The organism is Prochlorococcus sp. G4PB17 (genome assembly GCF_059772445.1).
Genome location: NZ_CM186288.1, coordinates 1,482,244 through 1,500,542, shown reverse-complemented (window position 1 = coordinate 1,500,542; position 18,299 = coordinate 1,482,244). Strand labels below are relative to the sequence as shown.

16 protein-coding genes and 1 tRNA gene are annotated in these 18,299 nt (G+C 35.2%); 11 read left to right on the top strand and 6 right to left on the bottom strand.

Features of this window, described 5'->3' with window-relative positions:
• Positions 1 to 44 precede the first annotated feature (44 nt).
• The 3 genes from sufC to AC6EJB_RS08560 are packed head-to-tail and all read left to right on the top strand — an operon-like array spanning position 45 to position 3,315.
• Positions 45 to 836 carry a Fe-S cluster assembly ATPase SufC gene (gene sufC / locus AC6EJB_RS08570; RefSeq protein WP_498490974.1) on the top strand — a complete coding sequence of 264 codons (792 nt, stop codon included), beginning with the start codon at positions 45 to 47 and terminating at the stop codon, positions 834 to 836.
• Positions 833 to 2,071: a Fe-S cluster assembly protein SufD gene (gene sufD / locus AC6EJB_RS08565; RefSeq protein ID WP_498490972.1), complete on the top strand. Its 1,239-nt coding sequence runs from the start codon at positions 833 to 835 to the stop codon at positions 2,069 to 2,071. The genes sufC and sufD overlap by 4 nt, the downstream gene beginning before the upstream one ends.
• Complete coding sequence (locus tag AC6EJB_RS08560) at positions 2,068 to 3,315, top strand: aminotransferase class V-fold PLP-dependent enzyme (protein ID WP_498490971.1); 1,248 nt, start codon at positions 2,068 to 2,070, stop codon at positions 3,313 to 3,315. The genes sufD and AC6EJB_RS08560 overlap by 4 nt, the downstream gene beginning before the upstream one ends.
• On the opposite strand, the gene AC6EJB_RS08555 is transcribed toward AC6EJB_RS08560, so the two are convergent.
• Positions 3,312 to 5,246 (bottom strand): alpha/beta hydrolase family protein, encoded by a 1,935-nt coding sequence (locus tag AC6EJB_RS08555; RefSeq protein WP_498490969.1) that lies wholly within the window; start codon positions 5,244 to 5,246, stop codon positions 3,312 to 3,314. The genes AC6EJB_RS08560 and AC6EJB_RS08555 overlap by 4 nt on opposite strands.
• Positions 5,247 to 5,326: 80 nt before the next feature.
• Here AC6EJB_RS08555 and def point away from each other — a divergent pair, with 80 nt between their 5' ends.
• From def to AC6EJB_RS08530, 5 genes are all read left to right on the top strand, one after another.
• Positions 5,327 to 5,935 carry a peptide deformylase gene (gene def, locus AC6EJB_RS08550; RefSeq protein WP_498490967.1) on the top strand — a complete coding sequence of 203 codons (609 nt, stop codon included), beginning with the start codon at positions 5,327 to 5,329 and terminating at the stop codon, positions 5,933 to 5,935.
• 69 nt (positions 5,936 to 6,004) lie between these two features.
• Positions 6,005 to 6,340: a histidine triad nucleotide-binding protein gene (locus AC6EJB_RS08545; RefSeq protein ID WP_498490965.1), complete on the top strand. Its 336-nt coding sequence runs from the start codon at positions 6,005 to 6,007 to the stop codon at positions 6,338 to 6,340.
• Positions 6,341 to 6,451: 111 nt separating this feature from the next.
• Complete coding sequence (locus tag AC6EJB_RS08540) at positions 6,452 to 6,733, top strand: hypothetical protein (protein WP_498490963.1); 282 nt, start codon at positions 6,452 to 6,454, stop codon at positions 6,731 to 6,733.
• A gap of 122 nt (positions 6,734 to 6,855) precedes the next feature.
• Positions 6,856 to 8,844: an ABC transporter ATP-binding protein/permease gene (locus tag AC6EJB_RS08535; protein ID WP_498490961.1), complete on the top strand. Its 1,989-nt coding sequence runs from the start codon at positions 6,856 to 6,858 to the stop codon at positions 8,842 to 8,844.
• A 9-nt stretch (positions 8,845 to 8,853) separates the two neighbouring features.
• Positions 8,854 to 9,090, top strand: a complete 237-nt coding sequence (locus tag AC6EJB_RS08530) for a CAB/ELIP/HLIP family chlorophyll-binding protein (protein ID WP_498490960.1) — start codon at positions 8,854 to 8,856, stop codon at positions 9,088 to 9,090.
• A 14-nt stretch (positions 9,091 to 9,104) separates the two neighbouring features.
• Here AC6EJB_RS08530 and AC6EJB_RS08525 read toward each other — a convergent pair whose 3' ends face one another.
• Together AC6EJB_RS08525 and psbX are read right to left on the bottom strand one after the other, a co-directional pair.
• Positions 9,105 to 10,073 carry a Ycf66 family protein gene (locus AC6EJB_RS08525; RefSeq protein WP_498490959.1) on the bottom strand — a complete coding sequence of 323 codons (969 nt, stop codon included), beginning with the start codon at positions 10,071 to 10,073 and terminating at the stop codon, positions 9,105 to 9,107.
• 83 nt (positions 10,074 to 10,156) lie between these two features.
• Positions 10,157 to 10,327 (bottom strand): photosystem II reaction center protein PsbX, encoded by a 171-nt coding sequence (gene psbX, locus AC6EJB_RS08520; protein WP_498490958.1) that lies wholly within the window; start codon positions 10,325 to 10,327, stop codon positions 10,157 to 10,159.
• Between the two features lie 87 nt (positions 10,328 to 10,414).
• On the opposite strand from psbX, the gene AC6EJB_RS08515 reads away from it, so the two are divergent.
• Positions 10,415 to 10,714: a YggT family protein gene (locus tag AC6EJB_RS08515; RefSeq protein WP_498490956.1), complete on the top strand. Its 300-nt coding sequence runs from the start codon at positions 10,415 to 10,417 to the stop codon at positions 10,712 to 10,714.
• Positions 10,715 to 10,727: 13 nt separating this feature from the next.
• On the opposite strand, the gene accC is transcribed toward AC6EJB_RS08515, so the two are convergent.
• Entirely contained in the window at positions 10,728 to 12,071 is a 1,344-nt protein-coding gene (gene accC, locus AC6EJB_RS08510) for an acetyl-CoA carboxylase biotin carboxylase subunit (RefSeq protein ID WP_498490954.1), read from the bottom strand.
• A 126-nt stretch (positions 12,072 to 12,197) separates the two neighbouring features.
• Here accC and AC6EJB_RS08505 point away from each other — a divergent pair.
• Both AC6EJB_RS08505 and AC6EJB_RS08500 read left to right on the top strand, forming a co-directional pair.
• Positions 12,198 to 12,279 (top strand) — tRNA-Leu (locus AC6EJB_RS08505).
• Between the two features lie 27 nt (positions 12,280 to 12,306).
• Positions 12,307 to 13,584: a glycosyltransferase family protein gene (locus AC6EJB_RS08500; protein ID WP_498490953.1), complete on the top strand. Its 1,278-nt coding sequence runs from the start codon at positions 12,307 to 12,309 to the stop codon at positions 13,582 to 13,584.
• Here the strand turns inward: AC6EJB_RS08500 and AC6EJB_RS08495 are convergent, their stop codons facing one another.
• Together AC6EJB_RS08495 and smc are read right to left on the bottom strand one after the other, a co-directional pair.
• Positions 13,585 to 14,628 (bottom strand): PRC-barrel domain-containing protein, encoded by a 1,044-nt coding sequence (locus AC6EJB_RS08495; RefSeq protein WP_498490952.1) that lies wholly within the window; start codon positions 14,626 to 14,628, stop codon positions 13,585 to 13,587. It abuts the gene before it with no gap.
• Positions 14,629 to 14,686: 58 nt separating this feature from the next.
• Positions 14,687 to 18,292, bottom strand: a complete 3,606-nt coding sequence (gene smc, locus AC6EJB_RS08490; protein WP_498490951.1) for a chromosome segregation protein SMC — start codon at positions 18,290 to 18,292, stop codon at positions 14,687 to 14,689.
• Positions 18,293 to 18,299: the final 7 nt, after the last annotated feature.

Genomic DNA, 18,299 nt, shown 5'->3' with positions numbered 1-18,299 from the left:
ATTAAAACCATACTTTTGCTCTTTACAACTTTCTCCCTAATTTAGTGATTTCATCAACTTCAGAAACAATATTATCTATTGAAGATCTTCATGCAAGTGTTGAGGAACAAGAGATACTTCATGGAGTCAATCTGTTAGTAAAAGAAGGTGAAATCCATGCGATTATGGGTCGCAACGGAAGCGGAAAAAGTACGCTTTCAAAAGTTATAGCTGGTCATCCTTCTTATAAAGTTCTATCGGGATCTATCCAATTTAAAGGTAGGGATATTCTTGAGCTAGCACCTGAGGAAAGAGCAAGAATTGGTATTTTCCTAGGTTTCCAATACCCAGTAGAAATTCCTGGTGTTAGTAATCTAGAGTTCTTAAGAGTTGCCACCAATTCAAGAAGAAAAGAATTACTTAAAAGTGAACTAGACACTTTTGAATTCGAAGATCTAGTAAAAGAAAGATTGAAAATAGTTGAAATGGATGCAGCCTTTCTTGAAAGAAGCGTAAATGAGGGTTTTTCTGGCGGAGAGAAAAAACGTAACGAAATTCTTCAAATGGCTCTTCTTGAACCAGTCATATCAATACTCGATGAAACTGACTCAGGGCTTGATATTGATGCTCTTAGAATTGTTGCATCTGGAATCAATAGACTCTCTCAACCAAATTCTGCAACAATTTTAATAACCCATTATCAAAGATTGCTCAATGAGATCACTCCTGACTTTGTACACATAATGGCTGCTGGAAAAATAATAAAAACTGGCAACAAAGAACTAGCAATTGATCTTGAGAAATCAGGATATGACTTTATTGACAAAAATATCAACGACAAGGAAATGTCAAAATGAAATTATCAACTATTTGCCAAGATTGGCTTGACTCACTGCCTGTAAATGAAGGTTATTTAAAAAACGAACAATCAATAGGAAGAAAATTCCTCCTGGAGCAAGGTATGCCCTCTAAGAAAGATGAAGCGTGGCGATTATCCAACTTCAATAAGTTAAATAATTTTTTTTCATTACCAACAATTATTAACAGCAAAGATATTAAATCTATCTTTCCAGAAAAGGATAAGAACAGAGAAAGAATTATAATTAATCCTAACAAAAATCCAATTTTGAATATTAATTTGCCTAATGGGATTGAGAAGCTCAATAATAGAGAAATTGAAGAGAATCTCGGCAAAATAGTTAAGTCAACTAATATAAAAAATGACATTTCAGTATGTCTTAATCAGGCTTCAAGCTTAGACCTTTTAGCTTTAAAAGTTAAAAGTGATTTCAATCAATCATTAGAAATAGTAATTCCATCAATAGAGGAAAAGTCAATATCAACAAGAATTTTTCTCCTTATAGAAGAGGGAGCAAAATTAGATCTTTTGCAAATTGTTCTAGGTAATAATAATTCAGCACAAAATCATTTAATCGAAATAAAATTAGAATCTAAAGTAGAGTTAACTCATGGTTTGATTTCTTTGGGTGAAGAGAAAGAATCCTCCTCAATTTGCACGCTAGCTGTAGAACAAGCAAAAAATAGCAACTATTCTCTTAATTCAATTCATCATGGTTGGGATTATGCCCGATTTGAACCCAGAATAATTCAAAGTGAAGGAGAAGCTTCAACAAATATAAAAGGGCTTCAGGTTACTAAATCAAAAGAGCAAATATCCACACACTCTTTAATTAGATTTGAAGGCCCAAATGGAAAGCTTGACCAATTACAAAAAGCCGTAGCTTCTGAATATTCCCACTGCATTTTTAATGGTTCGATTGAGGTTCCTCAAAAAGCCCAAAAAACAGAAGCTGCGCAGCTAAGTAGAAATTTATTACTTTCCAAACGCGCCAGAATAGATACAAAACCAGAGCTTGAAATAGTTGCAGATGATGTTAGGTGTACTCATGGAGCAACTGTAAGCCAACTCCAAGATGAGGAATTATTTTATTTACTTAGTAGAGGCATTGATAATAAACATGCTAATTCTTTGTTATTAAAAGGATATTATGATGAAGTAATTTCACACTTTCCTAAAAGTGCTGAAAAGTGGAATTTTATTGAGAAGTTAATACAAGATATAAAAAAGTGAACCATTTAGTAAATACGATTGCCGAAAAAAGTAGAAATGATTTTCCACTATTTAATGGAAATCATAATAATTTAATATATTTAGATCATGCAGCTACTAGTCAAAAGCCGCAAGAAGTTATTGATTCTTTAAAAAAATACTACAGCTTTGAAAACGCTAATGTTCATAGAGGTGCTCATCAGCTGAGTGCAATCGCAACAGAAAAATTTGAAAATTCCAGGAAGTTAACAGGGAATTTTATTAATAGTAATAATGAAAAAGAGATTATTTTTACAAGAAATGCAACGGAAGCTATCAACCTTGTTGCATATACATGGGGACATTATGAACTTCAGGAAAATGACGAAATATTAATAAGTTTAATGGAGCATCATAGTAATATAGTTCCATGGCAATTAATAGCCAACGTAAAAAAGTGCAAGCTCATTTATATTAATATTGATAAAAATGGAGAATTAGATCTTAATGATTTTAGAAAAAAATTGAGTAATAAAACTAAAATAGTAAGTCTTGTTCATGTAAGTAATACACTAGGTTGTTGTAATCCTATCGAGGAAATTACACACCTTGCACATCAAAAAGGTAGCTTAGTTCTTTTAGATGCTTGCCAAAGTCTGGCTCATAAACCGGTAGATATTAAAAAACTAGGTATTGATTTTCTAGCAGGATCTTCTCATAAACTTTGCGGTCCTACTGGAATAGGTTTTTTATGGGGTAGAGAAGAAATTTTAGAAAAAATTCCTCCTTTCCTTGGTGGAGGAGAAATGATTAATGAAGTTTTTAATGATACAAGTACTTGGGCAGACTTACCACATAAATTCGAAGCGGGTACTCCAGCAATAGGGGAAGCAATAGGGATGGGAACCGCACTTAAATACTTACAATCTATTGGATTACAGGAAATCCATAATTACGAAAAAGAATTAACAAAATATCTTTTTGAAAAATTAGAGGAAATTGATGATTTAAAGATTTTGGGTCCTAGCCCTTTAATTCAGCCTGATAGAGGACCATTAGCAACTTTTTATATAAAAGGAATTCACTCAAATGATGTTGCAGAGTTACTTGATAACAGCAATATTTGCATAAGAAGTGGTCATCATTGTTGTCAACCTCTCCATCGCTTCTATGGGATAAAAAGCACCGCCAGAGCAAGCTTGAGCTTTATATCTACTCCATCAGAAATTGATTCTCTTACTGAAGAATTAAAATCAGTAATTTCTTTTTTAAAGAAAAATTCTTAAATATTTAAATATTGTCTAAAAAAAGCCTCCGTTTTTTTTAATACATCAACTTTTATTTTGCCGTCCTTAAATCCATGACTTTCGTTCTCAAATAAATTAATTTGCACAGGAATTTTGCGTTTTAATAATTCATCTTTAATTGCAATAGATTGTTCAGCTCCTATAACTTTATCTTTTAATCCATGAAACAAAATCAAAGGTTTCTTGATAAATTTGACATTTTCAATTGGCGATCTTTTAAGATATTGTTCATAATCAGTTTTGATATTACCTATTAAATAATCTAAATAAAATTCTTCAAATTTATGCGTTGAATTAGCCATCCCTATCAAATCAGTTACAGCGTATTTACACGCTCCGATACTAAATATGTCATTAGATATTAGGCAACCTAAAGCTGTAAATCCCGATGCACTACTCCCTATAATCGCTATTCGCTCCTTATCAGCCTTGCCAGATGCAATCAATGACTGAGCTGCCTTAGTACAATCTAAAACATCAATCACACCCCATTTCCCTCTCAATCGATCTCTATATTCCCGACCGAAACCAGAAGAGCCTCCATAATTAACATCGACAACCGCCCAACCTCTCGATGTCCAAAATTGCACCTCCAGATCCAATCCACAACGAGCCATACCAGTAGGTCCGCTATGGCTTTTAACTAATAAAGGCGGTAAAAAGTTTTGTCTATTCAGAGGTGGATAATACCAAGCGTGGACATTCTCCTTATTTGATCCGATAAACCAAAAAGATTCGCCAATACTTATTTGCTTAGGATCCAAGCTAAATGAAGAGGCAGGAGTATGTTCCCATCTTTTAGTCAATAAATCTATTTCAAAAATCCCTTCACTAATTTCTGAACTACTGGCAATTGCAACAACTCGATTTTGATACGAATGAAGACCTGAAAAATCAATAAAAGGCTGATCAATAATTATGATAGATCCATTTTTTTTAAATAAAGCTAAAGTCCAAATCCCTTCCTTAGCAAAAGCCCCAACGACATTATCCCCCATACATGAAAAGCTCGACATACCAAGGACCCATTGCGGAAAAGCAATTTCAGCTTCAATAGTCCATTTGTTCTGAGAAATAGTAATTGAATTATTATTCGTATCAGTTTTAATTTGTGTGATATTCCACCACCCACTAGTATCTTCAGCTACAAAAAGATCGCCTGTATCGGACCAAATTGGATTAAAAAATGATATTTTTTCCGTAAATTTAAAATTTTCACTATTTAAGGTTACTATTTTTATAATATTTTCTTTCTCATCCAATTTAGCTAATTTTAATTCATTTAAATCCCAAGGCATTGAAGTATTTTTCCATTCAACCCATGCCAACTTTCTATCTTTAGAATTCAGCGCAAGATAACCTAATAAGCCCTCAGATGAATAAATAAATTTTGGATTTTGATCAGTTTTTACTAGAGAATATGAAACTATATGATCTCCTTCTTCATTTTCCATCAATCCAATCCATATATTTTTTTCAAGGTAAATTGCGCCACATGCAAGAAAATTTTTATGTTTTTTTGAAAGACAAATTGATTGTGTTTTTGGTATTAATTTAAAAGAAGAAGATTTATCATTTTCTTTCTCAGAAGACCAGGTTCTCATCCATAGGCAGTTGTCTTTATTATCGACCCAAATCAATAGCAGATCTGATCCATCGAGAGTAGCAATTAAAGGCGCACCACCATATCCATGAATTTTTGTCCTCAAATCACTTGGATAAGGTGTTAACTCCTGAGGTAATAAATCTTTTTCTCCCCAAGGTCTAATTAAAGCTGTAGTTCTTCCCTTTTCGTTTGGTCTTTGTTCTAACCAAAGAACCCACTCACCTATTATCCGAGGCTCTTTGAATATGGGTGCTTTTCCATAAACTTTTTCAGCATCCAAGATTCTCATTGTTTTGTTCTTCATTGATGTTGAGAGTCAATGATTAATTCACTCATGGAACTTAAAACAAAGTAAAGTATAAAAGTTGTTGTCCTGAGACTCCTTTGGCTGGCAGTTTTGCTCAACTTGCAAAAAATGCAGAAAAAAAGAAGCCCTCAATTTCAGTTTCGAAAGAACCTGTCAAGAATCCTCCTTTAAGGGTATATCAACTGGGACACGAGGCTTTAAGAACTCCAGCTAATCGTATAGTCAAAGTTGATGATTCAATTCGAAAGTTAGCAAAAGATATGCTCATAACTATGTATTCATCCAAAGGTATTGGCTTAGCAGCACCTCAAGTAGGAATACAAAAGAGATTGTTAGTTATTGATTTAAATTTTGAAGATCCAAATGCCCCACCAATGGTATTTATAAATCCTGAGATAATTTCGTCTAGTGCAAGCTTAGATACATATGAAGAAGGTTGTCTTAGTATCCCTGGCGTTTATCTTAATGTTTTAAGACCCGCCTCAATCAAATTAAGTTTTCGAGATGAAATGGGTAGACCAAAAAAAATGAATGCAGATGGTCTAATGGCAAGATGCATCCAGCACGAAATAGACCACCTAAATGGCGTCTGTTTTGTTGATAAAGTAACTGATGAAGAAGAATTGAAAAAACAATTAAATGAGCATAACTTCAATCCAAACGATGTAATAAAAAAACCGAATTGAAAGAATCATTTTAATTTCAACTATAAAGAATCGCATTAGATTCTTATTATTGATCTCTCCTTAAATTCAATGACAACAATTTTCAATAAAATCCTCAGTGGTGAAATACCTTGTGATGAGGTTTTTAGTGATAACCAATGCCTAGCTTTCAAAGATATTACCCCCCAAGCACCTACTCACATTTTAATAATTCCTAGAAAACCTATTCCAAGTCTGAAAGATATAAAAAAAGAGGATCAAGAATTACTAGGTCACTTACTTCTAAAAGGGACCGAAATTGCCAATGCTGCTGGTTTAGAAAGTTGGAGAACCATTATTAATACAGGGGAAGAAGCAGGCCAAACAGTATTTCACTTGCATATTCATATCATTGGCGGAAGGAAATTAAGTTGGCCACCTGGATAAGTTTTGGATTTTCATCATTTTTTATCATTACACACGATTGTATTACTGGCTTAGTTGCTGACTCAACTTCACCCATAAATGCGCTATAAGATATTCAATTAATCGCATCCAATGGATTCCCAAACTGCTGCAAATAAAAACAGCATAATTAATAAAGTAAAGACAAATTTACAAGATTTTTGGTCTAATCTTAGTGATAACCAGAAATCTATTTTAAAAAAAATATGGTCAATTTTAACTTACAAATGGCAATGGCAGGTAATTTTAAACGCCCCTTTCTTGATTATTTGGGTTTTAGATCAAAATATTCCTGCAGTTCACTCTTTTGATATGAAGCTTATTTCCTCGCTACCATTACCAACGATAATAAAAACATATTTGGGTTTTAGCTAAGATAAACAAATAAATGACTTTGATGAGTTTCTGCTCTCAAAAGTGTCAAATTTAACTTTAAAAAAATAAGCTAGCCTTATTGCTAATCAATTATTTATTGACTTTGAGATAATCAAATTAATATGACTTCATCAATTTCGAAAGCTCAAAAAGGACTAGTAAGCCAACTCATTAAATTAAGAAAGCTTACTCAGCCATATTTTCTACCTTACACAAAGAACAATGGCTGGCTATTTGTCTATTTATTAATAGCTTTATTATTTTGTGTAGGCGGAACAGTTCTATTTTTATTAACAGGTTTAATGAGCCTGTTAACAAACTCAGCTCCAGAGATAACAAACCAATTTTTAGGAGGTGTTCAAAATTCCTTAAAAGTCATTTGGGATGGTCCTTCAGGAATAGTAATTTCCAGTTTGTTTGCCTTAGGCATTTTTTCATTTATCACGGTTCGAGGTCAGTTAAGGCAAAGAAGATGGCTTCCTTGGCTTTTGCTAGGAGTAATTATATTGATGTTATTGTCTGTAAATGGAATTAACGCTGGAATTACTTTTCTGGTCAGAGATATAACTAATGCCTTAATACAAAAAGATGAAAATGAAAGTTATAAAAATTTGTGGATTCTTGGAATTTGTTTTATTGCAGCTCTTCCAATAAGAAGTTTCCAATTTTATTTTTCAGCAAAGCTTCAGCTTTTATGGAGAGAGTGGTTATCCAAAAGCCTAATAACGGACTATTTAGATGATAGGACATATTATATATTAAATCCCAATGATGAATCTGAAACGAATGTCGACAATCCAGATCAAAGAATTACAGAAGATGCCAGAGACTTTACTGCCCAAACAATTGATTTATCGCTTAATATTTTTGATTCTTTATTAGTATTTTCTTTAAACATTTTCATTTTACTAAGTATAAGCAAAGAGCTAACAATTGCTCTGATCGTTTACGCCACATTAGTATCATCTTTGCTACTTCTTGCTAGTAGAAAATTATTTAAATTAAATTATGATCAGTTACGATTTGAAGCTGATTTTCGTTATGGTCTTGTTCATGTAAGAAATAATGCAGAATCAATTGCTTTTTATTCTGGTGAAAATCAAGAAGAAAAAGAAGTCAGTAGAAGGCTTAAGTCTGTAGTTGAAAACTTTAATCTTTTAATTATTTGGGAAGCTTTATTAAGAGTCCTCCAAAGGTCTGGAATTTACGGAAGTGTCTTTATCCCTTTCATTATTCTTGCCGGACCAATTCTAAGCGGCCAAATGGACTATGGAAGTTTTCAACAAGCCAATTTGAACTATAACCTTCTCGAAGGATCATTATTTTTTATTATTTACAAAATAGAGGCTTTAGCTAGATTCTCCGCCTCCATAGGCAGACTTGAAGGATTTCAATCAAACATGAATGAGATCAGAAATGACCAATTTGACGACTTTAAGGTAGCAATTAAAACAAACAATTCTATTATTCTGAAAAATGTAAGTATTAAAACTCCAGGAAAAGAGAATTTTCTAATAAATAACTTAAATCTAAGTATTGAGTCAGGTCAAAGTTTACTTGTAGTAGGACCTTCGGGATGCGGCAAGACTTCTTTACTTCGAGCTATTAGCGGTCTCTGGGCAATCCAATCTGGTGAGATAGAAACACCCTCAAATGGTGATTTGCTCTTTATTCCGCAAAAACCATACATGACTCTTGGCTCTTTGAGAGAACAGCTTTGTTACCCATTAGATAAAAATAGATTCAGTGATGATCATCTAAAAGCCGTTTTAGAAGAAGTCAAGTTACCTCAAATTATCCAAAGGTATCCTGATCTAGATATCAAACAAGATTGGCAAAGGCTACTATCACTTGGAGAGCAACAAAGGTTAGCTTTCGCAAGACTTTTGCTAAATTCACCTAAATATGTTGTTTTAGATGAAGCAACAAGTGCACTAGACGTAAATACAGAAAAACATCTTTATGAACTTCTTCACCAACGAGATATGTCATGCATTAGCGTTGGTCATAGGCCAACCCTAAAGAACTATCATGAAACAGTTCTTGAAATCACAGAGAACAAAGGTTGGCGATTATTGCCCGCTGCAAGTTACCAATTTACTGAGAGCTAGTGTATTTCTATGGACTCAAATACTGCAACCAACCAAGATAATCAGTCAATAGAACAAGAAAAAACTGATTCAGAAATTAAAAATCTTTCACCTAGCGCAACTACAAATGATATTCCAGAATTTGGATGGAGTGACTATGCAGAGAGAATAAATGGAAGATTTGCAATGATTGGTCTACTTGCAGTTCTGCTTGTTGAAGCAATTAGCAAGATATCTTTTTTGAAATGGGCAGGAATAATTAATTAATAATGATTGTTTGATTAATCATCAAATCTTGAGCTGTTATCTCTTGGTCTCGACTTTCTTGAAGAAGATGAATAAGAGCTTTTAGAAGATGATCTTTGATTAACAGGGTTTGCATCAGAATTCTTTGAAGGTCTTCTGCCAGCTCTGTTGACACCTTTTTCAGAACTAGAAAAAGCTGCATCTTCAATACTATTGTTCGTTTTAGAAGGCCTATTAGATCTTGTAGAAGGCCTATTTGCAATATCAGAATTTAATCGTGAAGATGTTGCTTGAGTGGAATTAGGGGCTCCATTTCTTCTTCGACTTGATGTTTGACCACTCGCTGAAGGACGAGTGCCTCGCCTACTTTCTTGTCGGCTAGTTCGCCTATCACCAAAGCTTGATGCTCTATCTAAAGAAGACTCTGGATTCTTAAATCGTTCCATTCTCCTATCTCTCTCAGCCCCTCGAGAATTAACTTCTGAAGAACTAATATTTCTGGGCCTTCTACTTACAGCCTGCTCAGGGATTGCAGCCCTAGATGGACGTCTTCCATAATTTTCGTCATCTGCATATTCTTCTTCATAATCCTCTCTTCCTGAGAATCTTCTGTTAATGGGTTGAGATTCCTCAAATCGATCATAATTCCTATCAGATCCAGCATCAGATAAACCTCCTCTTGAAGATCTTGGTAACTCAGGTTCATCATCAAAATATGAAGATCTTCGTGCTTGATCTGTTGCAATACCTCTAAGTCGAACACTTTCATAAGCAAAGAAAACTGTGGTTCCTGCAAGCAAAAACTGTCCAAACTGAAGAATGGGATCTAAACGCCAACCCTGAAAAAAAAGTATTCCACCACAGAGCAAACCAATGGCGGCAAAAAATACATCGTAATCTCTTGCCAATGCTGGCTTAAAAGATCTAAGAAAATATAAGCCAGCTCCGCATACAGCTAGAACTATGCCAACAATGCTGGCCCAATTTAGACTGGCATTGACCAAGTTTGCCCTCTTAAATAAAGATTTTCAGGTTGCAAACAACCTTATATTTATCAGTCTATGGCATAACTAGGTGTTTGCTAGGGCTATCTACTCAATGCATCTTTTTGACTCACCCAAATCAACGCAGCAGCAGCAGGTGCAACTACCAAAGCTCCAGCGGCAAGAAAACTCCCTATCATCCCAACAGCAGAACTTGTAGCAGCTTGACTAGAAGCTCCAGCACTAAGGAACAAATTTAAAAATTGAAAAGTCATTTCAACTAATTCTTATGCAATACCGAGTAATCTTACGCAATAAAAGATGATTTATACCATCTATTAAATAATGCTTTGAGCTTTGTGATGCCTCTGTTACTTAAAAGTCTTCCAACCCTACATTTTTTACTGGGGTTTTTAATAGGTTCGCTAACCCTTGCCTTCCTTCTCAGAATTATTTTGACTTGGTATCCCAAAATAGATTTAAGAACTGGTTTTTGGCCAATTATCTTCTTACCAACTGAACCTGCACTCATAGCAACTCGAAAAATTGTAGCTCCGATAGGAGGTGTAGATGTTACACCAATTATTTGGGTAGGTCTCTTAAGCCTTTTTCGCGAATTGTTTCTTGGTCAACAAGGTTTACTAACTCAAATTATCTTTTGATCTTTAGATTTATTTACAACATTTCTTGTTCTACAAACTTTGTATGAACATCACCTTTAGTGAATTCTTTTCTCTTAAGTAATTTCAAATGAAAATCAATAGTGGTTGTAATTCCTGTGACTGCACACTCGTTTAAAGCCCTTTCCATGCGTTTTATTGCAGCTTCTCTATCTCTTCCCCAAACAATTAATTTTCCTATTAGAGAATCATAAAAAGGCGGTATGTCGTAACCAGTATAAACATGGCTATCTACCCTGACACCAGGTCCACCGGGAGGCAACCAACCTGTGATTTTGCCTGGAGAGGGTCTGAAATTATGACTAGGATCTTCAGCATTAATTCTGCATTCAATTGCGTGACCTTGAAGCTTAATCTCTGATTGACTAAATTTTAATTTTTCTCCTCCTGCAATTCGTAGTTGTTCTGATATCAGATCCATACCAGTAACTAATTCCGTTACAGGATGCTCCACTTGTATTCGAGTATTCATTTCCATAAAGTAGAAGTTTCCTTGGCGATCTAGCAAAAATTCCACTGTCCCAGCACCTTCGTAATTGATACTTTTTGCAGCTGAAACTGCTGCTTCTCCCATCTCCAATCTCAACTGATCATCTAAAGCTGGACTTGGCGATTCCTCTAACAATTTCTGATGCCGTCTTTGTATCGAGCAATCTCTCTCTCCAAGGTGAACAACATTTCCAAAACGATCAGCAAGAATCTGAACCTCTACATGTCTTGGGCGATCGATAAATTTCTCCATATACAAACCTGGATTACCAAAGGCAGCTTCTGCTTCCCCTTGTGCAGCCTTAAAAAGATTATCCAATTCATCAACATGTCCAACTAAACGCATTCCTCTTCCACCCCCTCCAGCTGTTGCTTTAATCATCACTGGATAGCCCATTTCAGAGGCAAGCTGAGACGCCTCTGAAACGCTCTCTAATAAACCCTCACTTCCAGGGACGGTAGGGACTCCAACCTTCTGCATAGTCGATTTAGCTGTCGACTTATCGCCCATTGAACGTATTGCATGAGGAGACGGACCTACAAAAATCAGGCCATGGTCTCCACAAATCTCTGCAAAGCGATCATTCTCAGCTAAAAAGCCATAACCAGGATGTATGGCATCAACCCGTCGTGATGTTGCTGCAGCTAATATGTTTGGAATATTTAGATAACTTTTACTACTAGGGGAATCTCCAACGCAAACAGCCTCATCAGCCAATTGAACATGTAGCGCATTTTTATCAACAGTACTGTAGACAGCAACAGTTGCAATCCCCATCTCTCTACAGCTACGGAGAATTCTTAAAGCTATTTCGCCACGATTAGCTATCAGCAATTTGCCTATGGGCATTCAAATTTTTTAAGGCCTCAGGCGGATCGTATCAGTATTAGTGCCCAAGACAGAAACGCATTAAGTAGAAGCTTAATAGGTTTAGCATTATGATCATGGTTACTTGGTGTTTAACTGAGTTAACTTGCGGATGTGGCGGAATTGGTATACGCGCATGTCTAAGGAACATGTGGCTTCGGCCTTGCGAGTTCAAGTCTCGCCATCCGCATTTTTCAAAACTTATGCTCATCAATAAATGAGTAATGATCCTTTAGCAATTATCTTTGTATCAAATGGACCAGGTGAACTCGCTACTTGGGTTAAGCCACTTGCTAAAGAGCTTCATAAACAAATTGGGCTAAGACCTAGAGCAAAGGCATCTTCACTATCATTAAATCTTGTTTTGGTTCCATGCCCCAACGCAACTGGCAATGAAAATTTCGTGGCGAAAAAATGGTTGCAATTTGAAAATATAATAAAAGCAAAAAATTTCTGGAAGCTTCTTATAAAACCAAAAAAATATGGTTCATGGCCATCCAATGGATTAGTCATCTTCTTAGGAGGAGATCAATTTTGGAGTGTTCTCCTTTCAGCAAGATTGGGATATTTACATATGACATACGCAGAATGGATCGCAAGATGGCCTTTTTGGAATAATCGTATTGTCGCGATGTCAGAAAGTATAATTGAAAAATTACCAAGACGTTTTCACAATCGTTGCTCAGTTATAGGGGACCTGACCGCTGACTTAGCAGAAACCGCAAAAATTGATGATCCACTTCCTCCTGGAAAATGGATCGCTCTCATGCCAGGTTCAAAAAGCACCAAACTCAAAATTGGAATACCTTTTTTTCTGGAAGTAGCTGATAAAATATCAAAATCAATCCCAGATTGTAAGTTTCTAATACCTATTGCTCCTACAACAAATATAGATGAAATCAGCTACTTTGGCAGCAGAAAAAATCCAATTTCAAAACAATATAAATCTGGGATAAAATCAATTACTAAAGCAACAAATCCAGAGAAAAGGGGAAGATTAATCACTATAAACTCTACAGTAATTTTTATACAAGAAAAGCATCCAGCTTATGGAGATCTAAGTCAATGTGAAATAGCATTAACAACAGTAGGTGCAAATACTTCTGAACTGGGAGCACTCAATATCCCTATGATCGTTGTGGTACCTACTCAACATATTTTAGTTATGGAGGCATGGGATGGTTTGGTAGGTTTAATAGCTAGATTACCAATTCTAAAAAGGTGCCTTGGTCTATTAATTAGCTTTTTAAAACTACGAAAAAGAGGTTTTATGGCTTGGCCAAATATATCTGCAAAAAAGATGATTATCCCAGAACGAGTTGGTAATATAACTCCTAATCAAATAGCTCTAGAAGCAATAGATTGGATAAATTCACCTGCAAGGCTTTTGGGCCAAAAAGAAGATCTTAAAGCACTCAGGGGAACTAAAGGAGCAACCAAGAAATTTTGCAAAGAAATTATTAAACTAATGGCAGAGAAAAAACTGATAAATTAGTCACCATGGATCTTCAATATCCAAAGATTCTTTATCATTAGGAATTAGATCTTTAGATTTTTTATTAGATTTTTCTTCTATTGGTTCTATATCCATAGGTTCATCATTTCTTGAAGTTTTGGATCTGTTATTAACACTTCGAGGTGAAATTTTATTTGGATAAGTTTCATATCTATTTATTAATTTTGAATCATTAAAGTTTGAATTACCTTCTTCAATTTCTGAATAAATTGAAGATTCATTAGGTTCATCTAGGTATCTTAATTCTTGATTATATTGATCTTCATCAGTTTCTTGTAATTCTACGTATTCCATCTCCTCTTCTTCAAATACTTCCTCTTGGGATTGTTCTAAAAGCCTTTGCTCATCATTTGAATCTTCACCAGAGGTTAATTGATTTTCAACTGGTACAAGATTGACTCTATACCTTTCTCTTTCACTTTCCTCCCATCCCGAATTCCCAACACCAAGCTTTTCAAGAAAACCGCTATTTAATTGTTTTAATTTTTCCTCTGCTCCCTCATAAACAATTATTCGATCTGGACCACTACTCACAATTTCATCAACTGGCATTTCCCATGTACTTAAAACCCCTTCACCCAATAAAGGAACACCAAGTGCACCCATGACCAAAGTAAGTAATTCTCCTGTTTCAATATCAAAAGAAAATCCCAGCACTCTCCCTAACTGATCTCCTGATTCAGTGATCACCTGGCAATTGATAACTTTATTAAATCTTTCAGGAACAAACTTTTCGCTTAAAGAATCTACTGTGTCAACCAAAATAACATCACCTACTTGTCGAATCTGATCAAGAGGAAGCCATCTTGGCAAGCCTGGTAAAAAACGTGTCAAAGGATTATCACGTAATCCCAAAGCAACAACTTCCCTACGGTCGATATCTACAACTACTTCCCCAACGAGACCCAATCTGCGTCCTGTGTCTCGAGTGATGACCTGAGTCCCCATTAACTCAGAACGAAGCCATAACCTGTCACTTGGGACAGAGGGTGTTGATCCTTGTGGCGCTTGAGTATTGGTCAACTCAAATATTCAGAAATGATATTGTTAGAACCATATTGGACCATCTTAGTAAATTCAATCAAGCTGCGATTGGCAACCCAACAACTTGAGTAGTGTTCCCCCTTGCTTGTGTAACTCCAATAGTCCTCATAGAAGCCCCAATCATAGGTCTTCTATGACTGACGACAAGAAATTGTGCATGCTCAGCTTGTCTAGCAATTAAAGCTGCTAATCTTTCAACGTTCACTCCATCCAAGAAACTATCTACCTCATCCAGGGCATAAAAAGGAGAAGGTCTAAAACGTTGAAGTGCAAAAAGAAAACTCAAGGCAGTTAAAGATTTTTCTCCTCCTGACATCGCTGCAAGCCTTCTGACAGGTTTACCTTTTGGATGAGCGACCAAAGTTAAGCCGCCCTCCAGTGGTTCATCGTGATTTTCAAGTTGCAAATGCCCATCTCCTTCAGAAAGACTTGCAAATATTTCGCGAAAATGTTTGTCAACTTCCTCAAAAGCTTCCATAAAAGCCTCTTGACGCAAAGTAGAAACAGTCTCAATGCGAAGTAATAGCTCAGATCTCTCATCTGTTAGCACTTGAAGTCTATTCTCAAGCTCGTTAAGCCTTTCATCTAATTTTGCCAATTCTTCTAAAGCAAGCATATTTACAGGTTCTAATTCTTCCATTTTTGTCTGCAAAGCTTCCAATTCAGCTAACAAAGACTGAAGACCATTCAGTCGAAGTTCATCTGAGATAAAAGGGGGAGGATTAGGCAGCTTCTTCTCAAGTTCAATACACCGAGTCGACTGCATGCGCATCTCTTCCTTCATGTTTTTTTGATCTTCCCTTAAACGTTGAAGAGACCATTGGAATTCTTGTAAATTTAGCCTCTTTTGGGATACCTCAGCTTCAACCGAATCTCTTTCACGTCTTCTTTCCCCAAAGTTAGTTTCAAGTTGTTTTTGTTCTTTGATCAAATCTTGTCGACGTGAATTAAGTTTATTACTTTGCTCACGCCAATTGACATGAGCAACAGCAAGATTATCTATTGAATCCTTTAAGCGTTTTTCTTCGCTTATTAAAGACTTTTCTTGATCATTTAAACGATCAATAGCAAGCTTATTTTGTGATTGACGATTTAAAATCTCATCTCTCTTTTCTCGAATATCAAAAAGATTTTTATCAGCATCTTCTAGTTCCTTTTGTAATTCAGACCAAACCGATAGATCACTTGATTGATCAATAGTTTTGACTTCTTTCTCAAGTTTCAAAAGATCTAATTCTAAAGGTTTAATATTCAAGTTAATTGATTCTAATTGCAATAATTTTTCTTTTTTAGACTTAAGAAGATCTTGGATTCTTTTTGAACGAAGATTACTTCGCTCTAATAATGGAGAATTTGATCTTTTAGAAGTAATTCTTTCTGCATCTAGAGCTGCTTTTTTCTGTTCCAATTTACTTAGCTCATTTCTTAAATTATCAAGTGTTTTAATAAGTTGATTTTCTTTCTTTTGACAATTAAATAAAGTCTCACCAACTTCTAATAATCTATTCTTCAATGGATCACAATCATCATGATCTTTTACTCTTCCAAAACTCAATCCTAAGGCTCTATTATTTAAACTTCCACCCGTCATCGCTCCACTCTTCTCCAACAATTCACCCTCTAAAGTAACAGCTCTTTTTATACCTAGTTGATCACGCGCTGATGATAGGTCAGCAAATACAACTGTCTCACCAAATACATATCCGAATACATGTTTATATATTGGATCAAATTGAATCAAATCAATTGCTTTTCCTAGCAAACCAGTATTTGTATTGAGATTAGTAGAAGACGATCTCTGTAAAACTTCAGATTTAATTTGAGAATTTTTTAAAATTTTGTTAAGAGGCAAAAAAGTCAATCTTCCTGCTCTTTTACGTTTTAAAAGGTCAATTGACTGTGCAGCAATGCGATCATTATCAACAACAACTTGAGCCAGCCTTGCACCAGCAGCAACCTCGAGAGCAATCCTATAACGATCTTCAACCTCACCTAAATTGGCAACTGGACCGTGTATTCCTTCCAAACCAGATTCTAATAACAAGGTTAGTGCGCTTGTCCCTCTACTTTCATAAATAATTTCCTTCCTACTTTCTAAACGGGCAATATCATTTTCAAGCTTTGATTGTTCTTTTTCTAATCTAAATCTAGTTCGTTCTTGTATACCTTTTTCAGAAACTAGCTCTTGAAATTGTTCTTTTTTAATTGAAATCAAATCTAAAATATTTTCCCACTCATGATTCAACTTATTAATTTCTAGATGTACTTTTTTATTAGCAGATTCATCAGCTTTCTGATCACTATCTAATTCCTTTAAAATAACATTTAATTGCAATAAGTTTTCTTCAATATTGTGTTTTTCTAATCTCTTAGGATTTAATTCTAATTGAATTTGATTAATATCAAATCTTACCTTCTGATGTTTTTCAATACAAGCGCCTGATTGGCCAGCTACTTCTGAAAGTTTTCGTCTAGATGATTCAACCCAAGCTTTAGCTTCCTTACACTTCAACTCAGCTTCTTCTAAATCTTTTGGATCAAGAGCATTGATTCTACCTTTTAATTCAGTTTGATAATCCCTCTTTTTCTGTAATAGATTATTTCTACATTCCTGTAAATTTGCGCCCTCATTTTTATGATTTAGCCCCTGTCTTTCCAACTCTCTATGTTGAGACTCAATTCCAGCAATCTCTCCTTGAATTACAAGTAATTGATCTTCCCCAAGTTCTTTAACATTTTTCTGTAGTGTATTTAATTTTTCTATAGATTGCTTCAAATCATTTTCATGATTAAGAATATTATCTAAATCTATTTTTTCTTTTTTAATCAATTGCTGATGAGCTATATCTAATTTTTCTAAACAATTTTTTGCATCTTCATAAGATAAAACTAATTCTTGCTGTCTACCGATTAATAATTTACTTTTTAGATCTTTATATAAGCTTGCTTTTTCACAATCTTTTTGCAAACGTTGTTTTGAGAGACTTAATTCTTGTTCAACAATTCGACAGCGCTCCTGTCTTTGATAAACATCATCTAACTTCAAACGAGTTTGATTAATACGAGTATCAAATAATGCAACACCAGCAAGTTCATCTATTAAACCTCTCCGATCTTTATTACTCATGGAAACAATCCTGGTGACATCTCCCTGCATAACAACATTGCTACCTTCAGGATCAATCCTGAGACGACGTAATTGAGTTTGTAATTGCTGTAAATTACAAGTCTCACCATCTGCGCTATAAGTGGAAGCATATGACCCGCCTGGCATCACCTTTAACCTCCTCGATACTATCCATTCTTTTTGACCAGGCTTAATCCAAGGTCCTTCTTCTGCAGGATCTATGCCATCTTCAGCATCATCAGGCTGCCAATCACTTAAATCAAATTTAACAGTTACTTTTGTTTCCGAGGATTTGCCAGCTTTTAAAACGCCACTATTAACTAGATCAGGCAATCTATCTGCTCTCATACCTCTACTATTGGCAAGACCTAGACAAAATAAGACTCCATCCAGAATATTACTTTTACCTGAGCCATTAGGACCTGTGACAACAGTGAAGCCCTCTTCCAATGGAATCGACATCGATCCGCCAAAGGACTTGAAATGAGACAAATCTACGTGGTTGATATGGACCAACAGAATG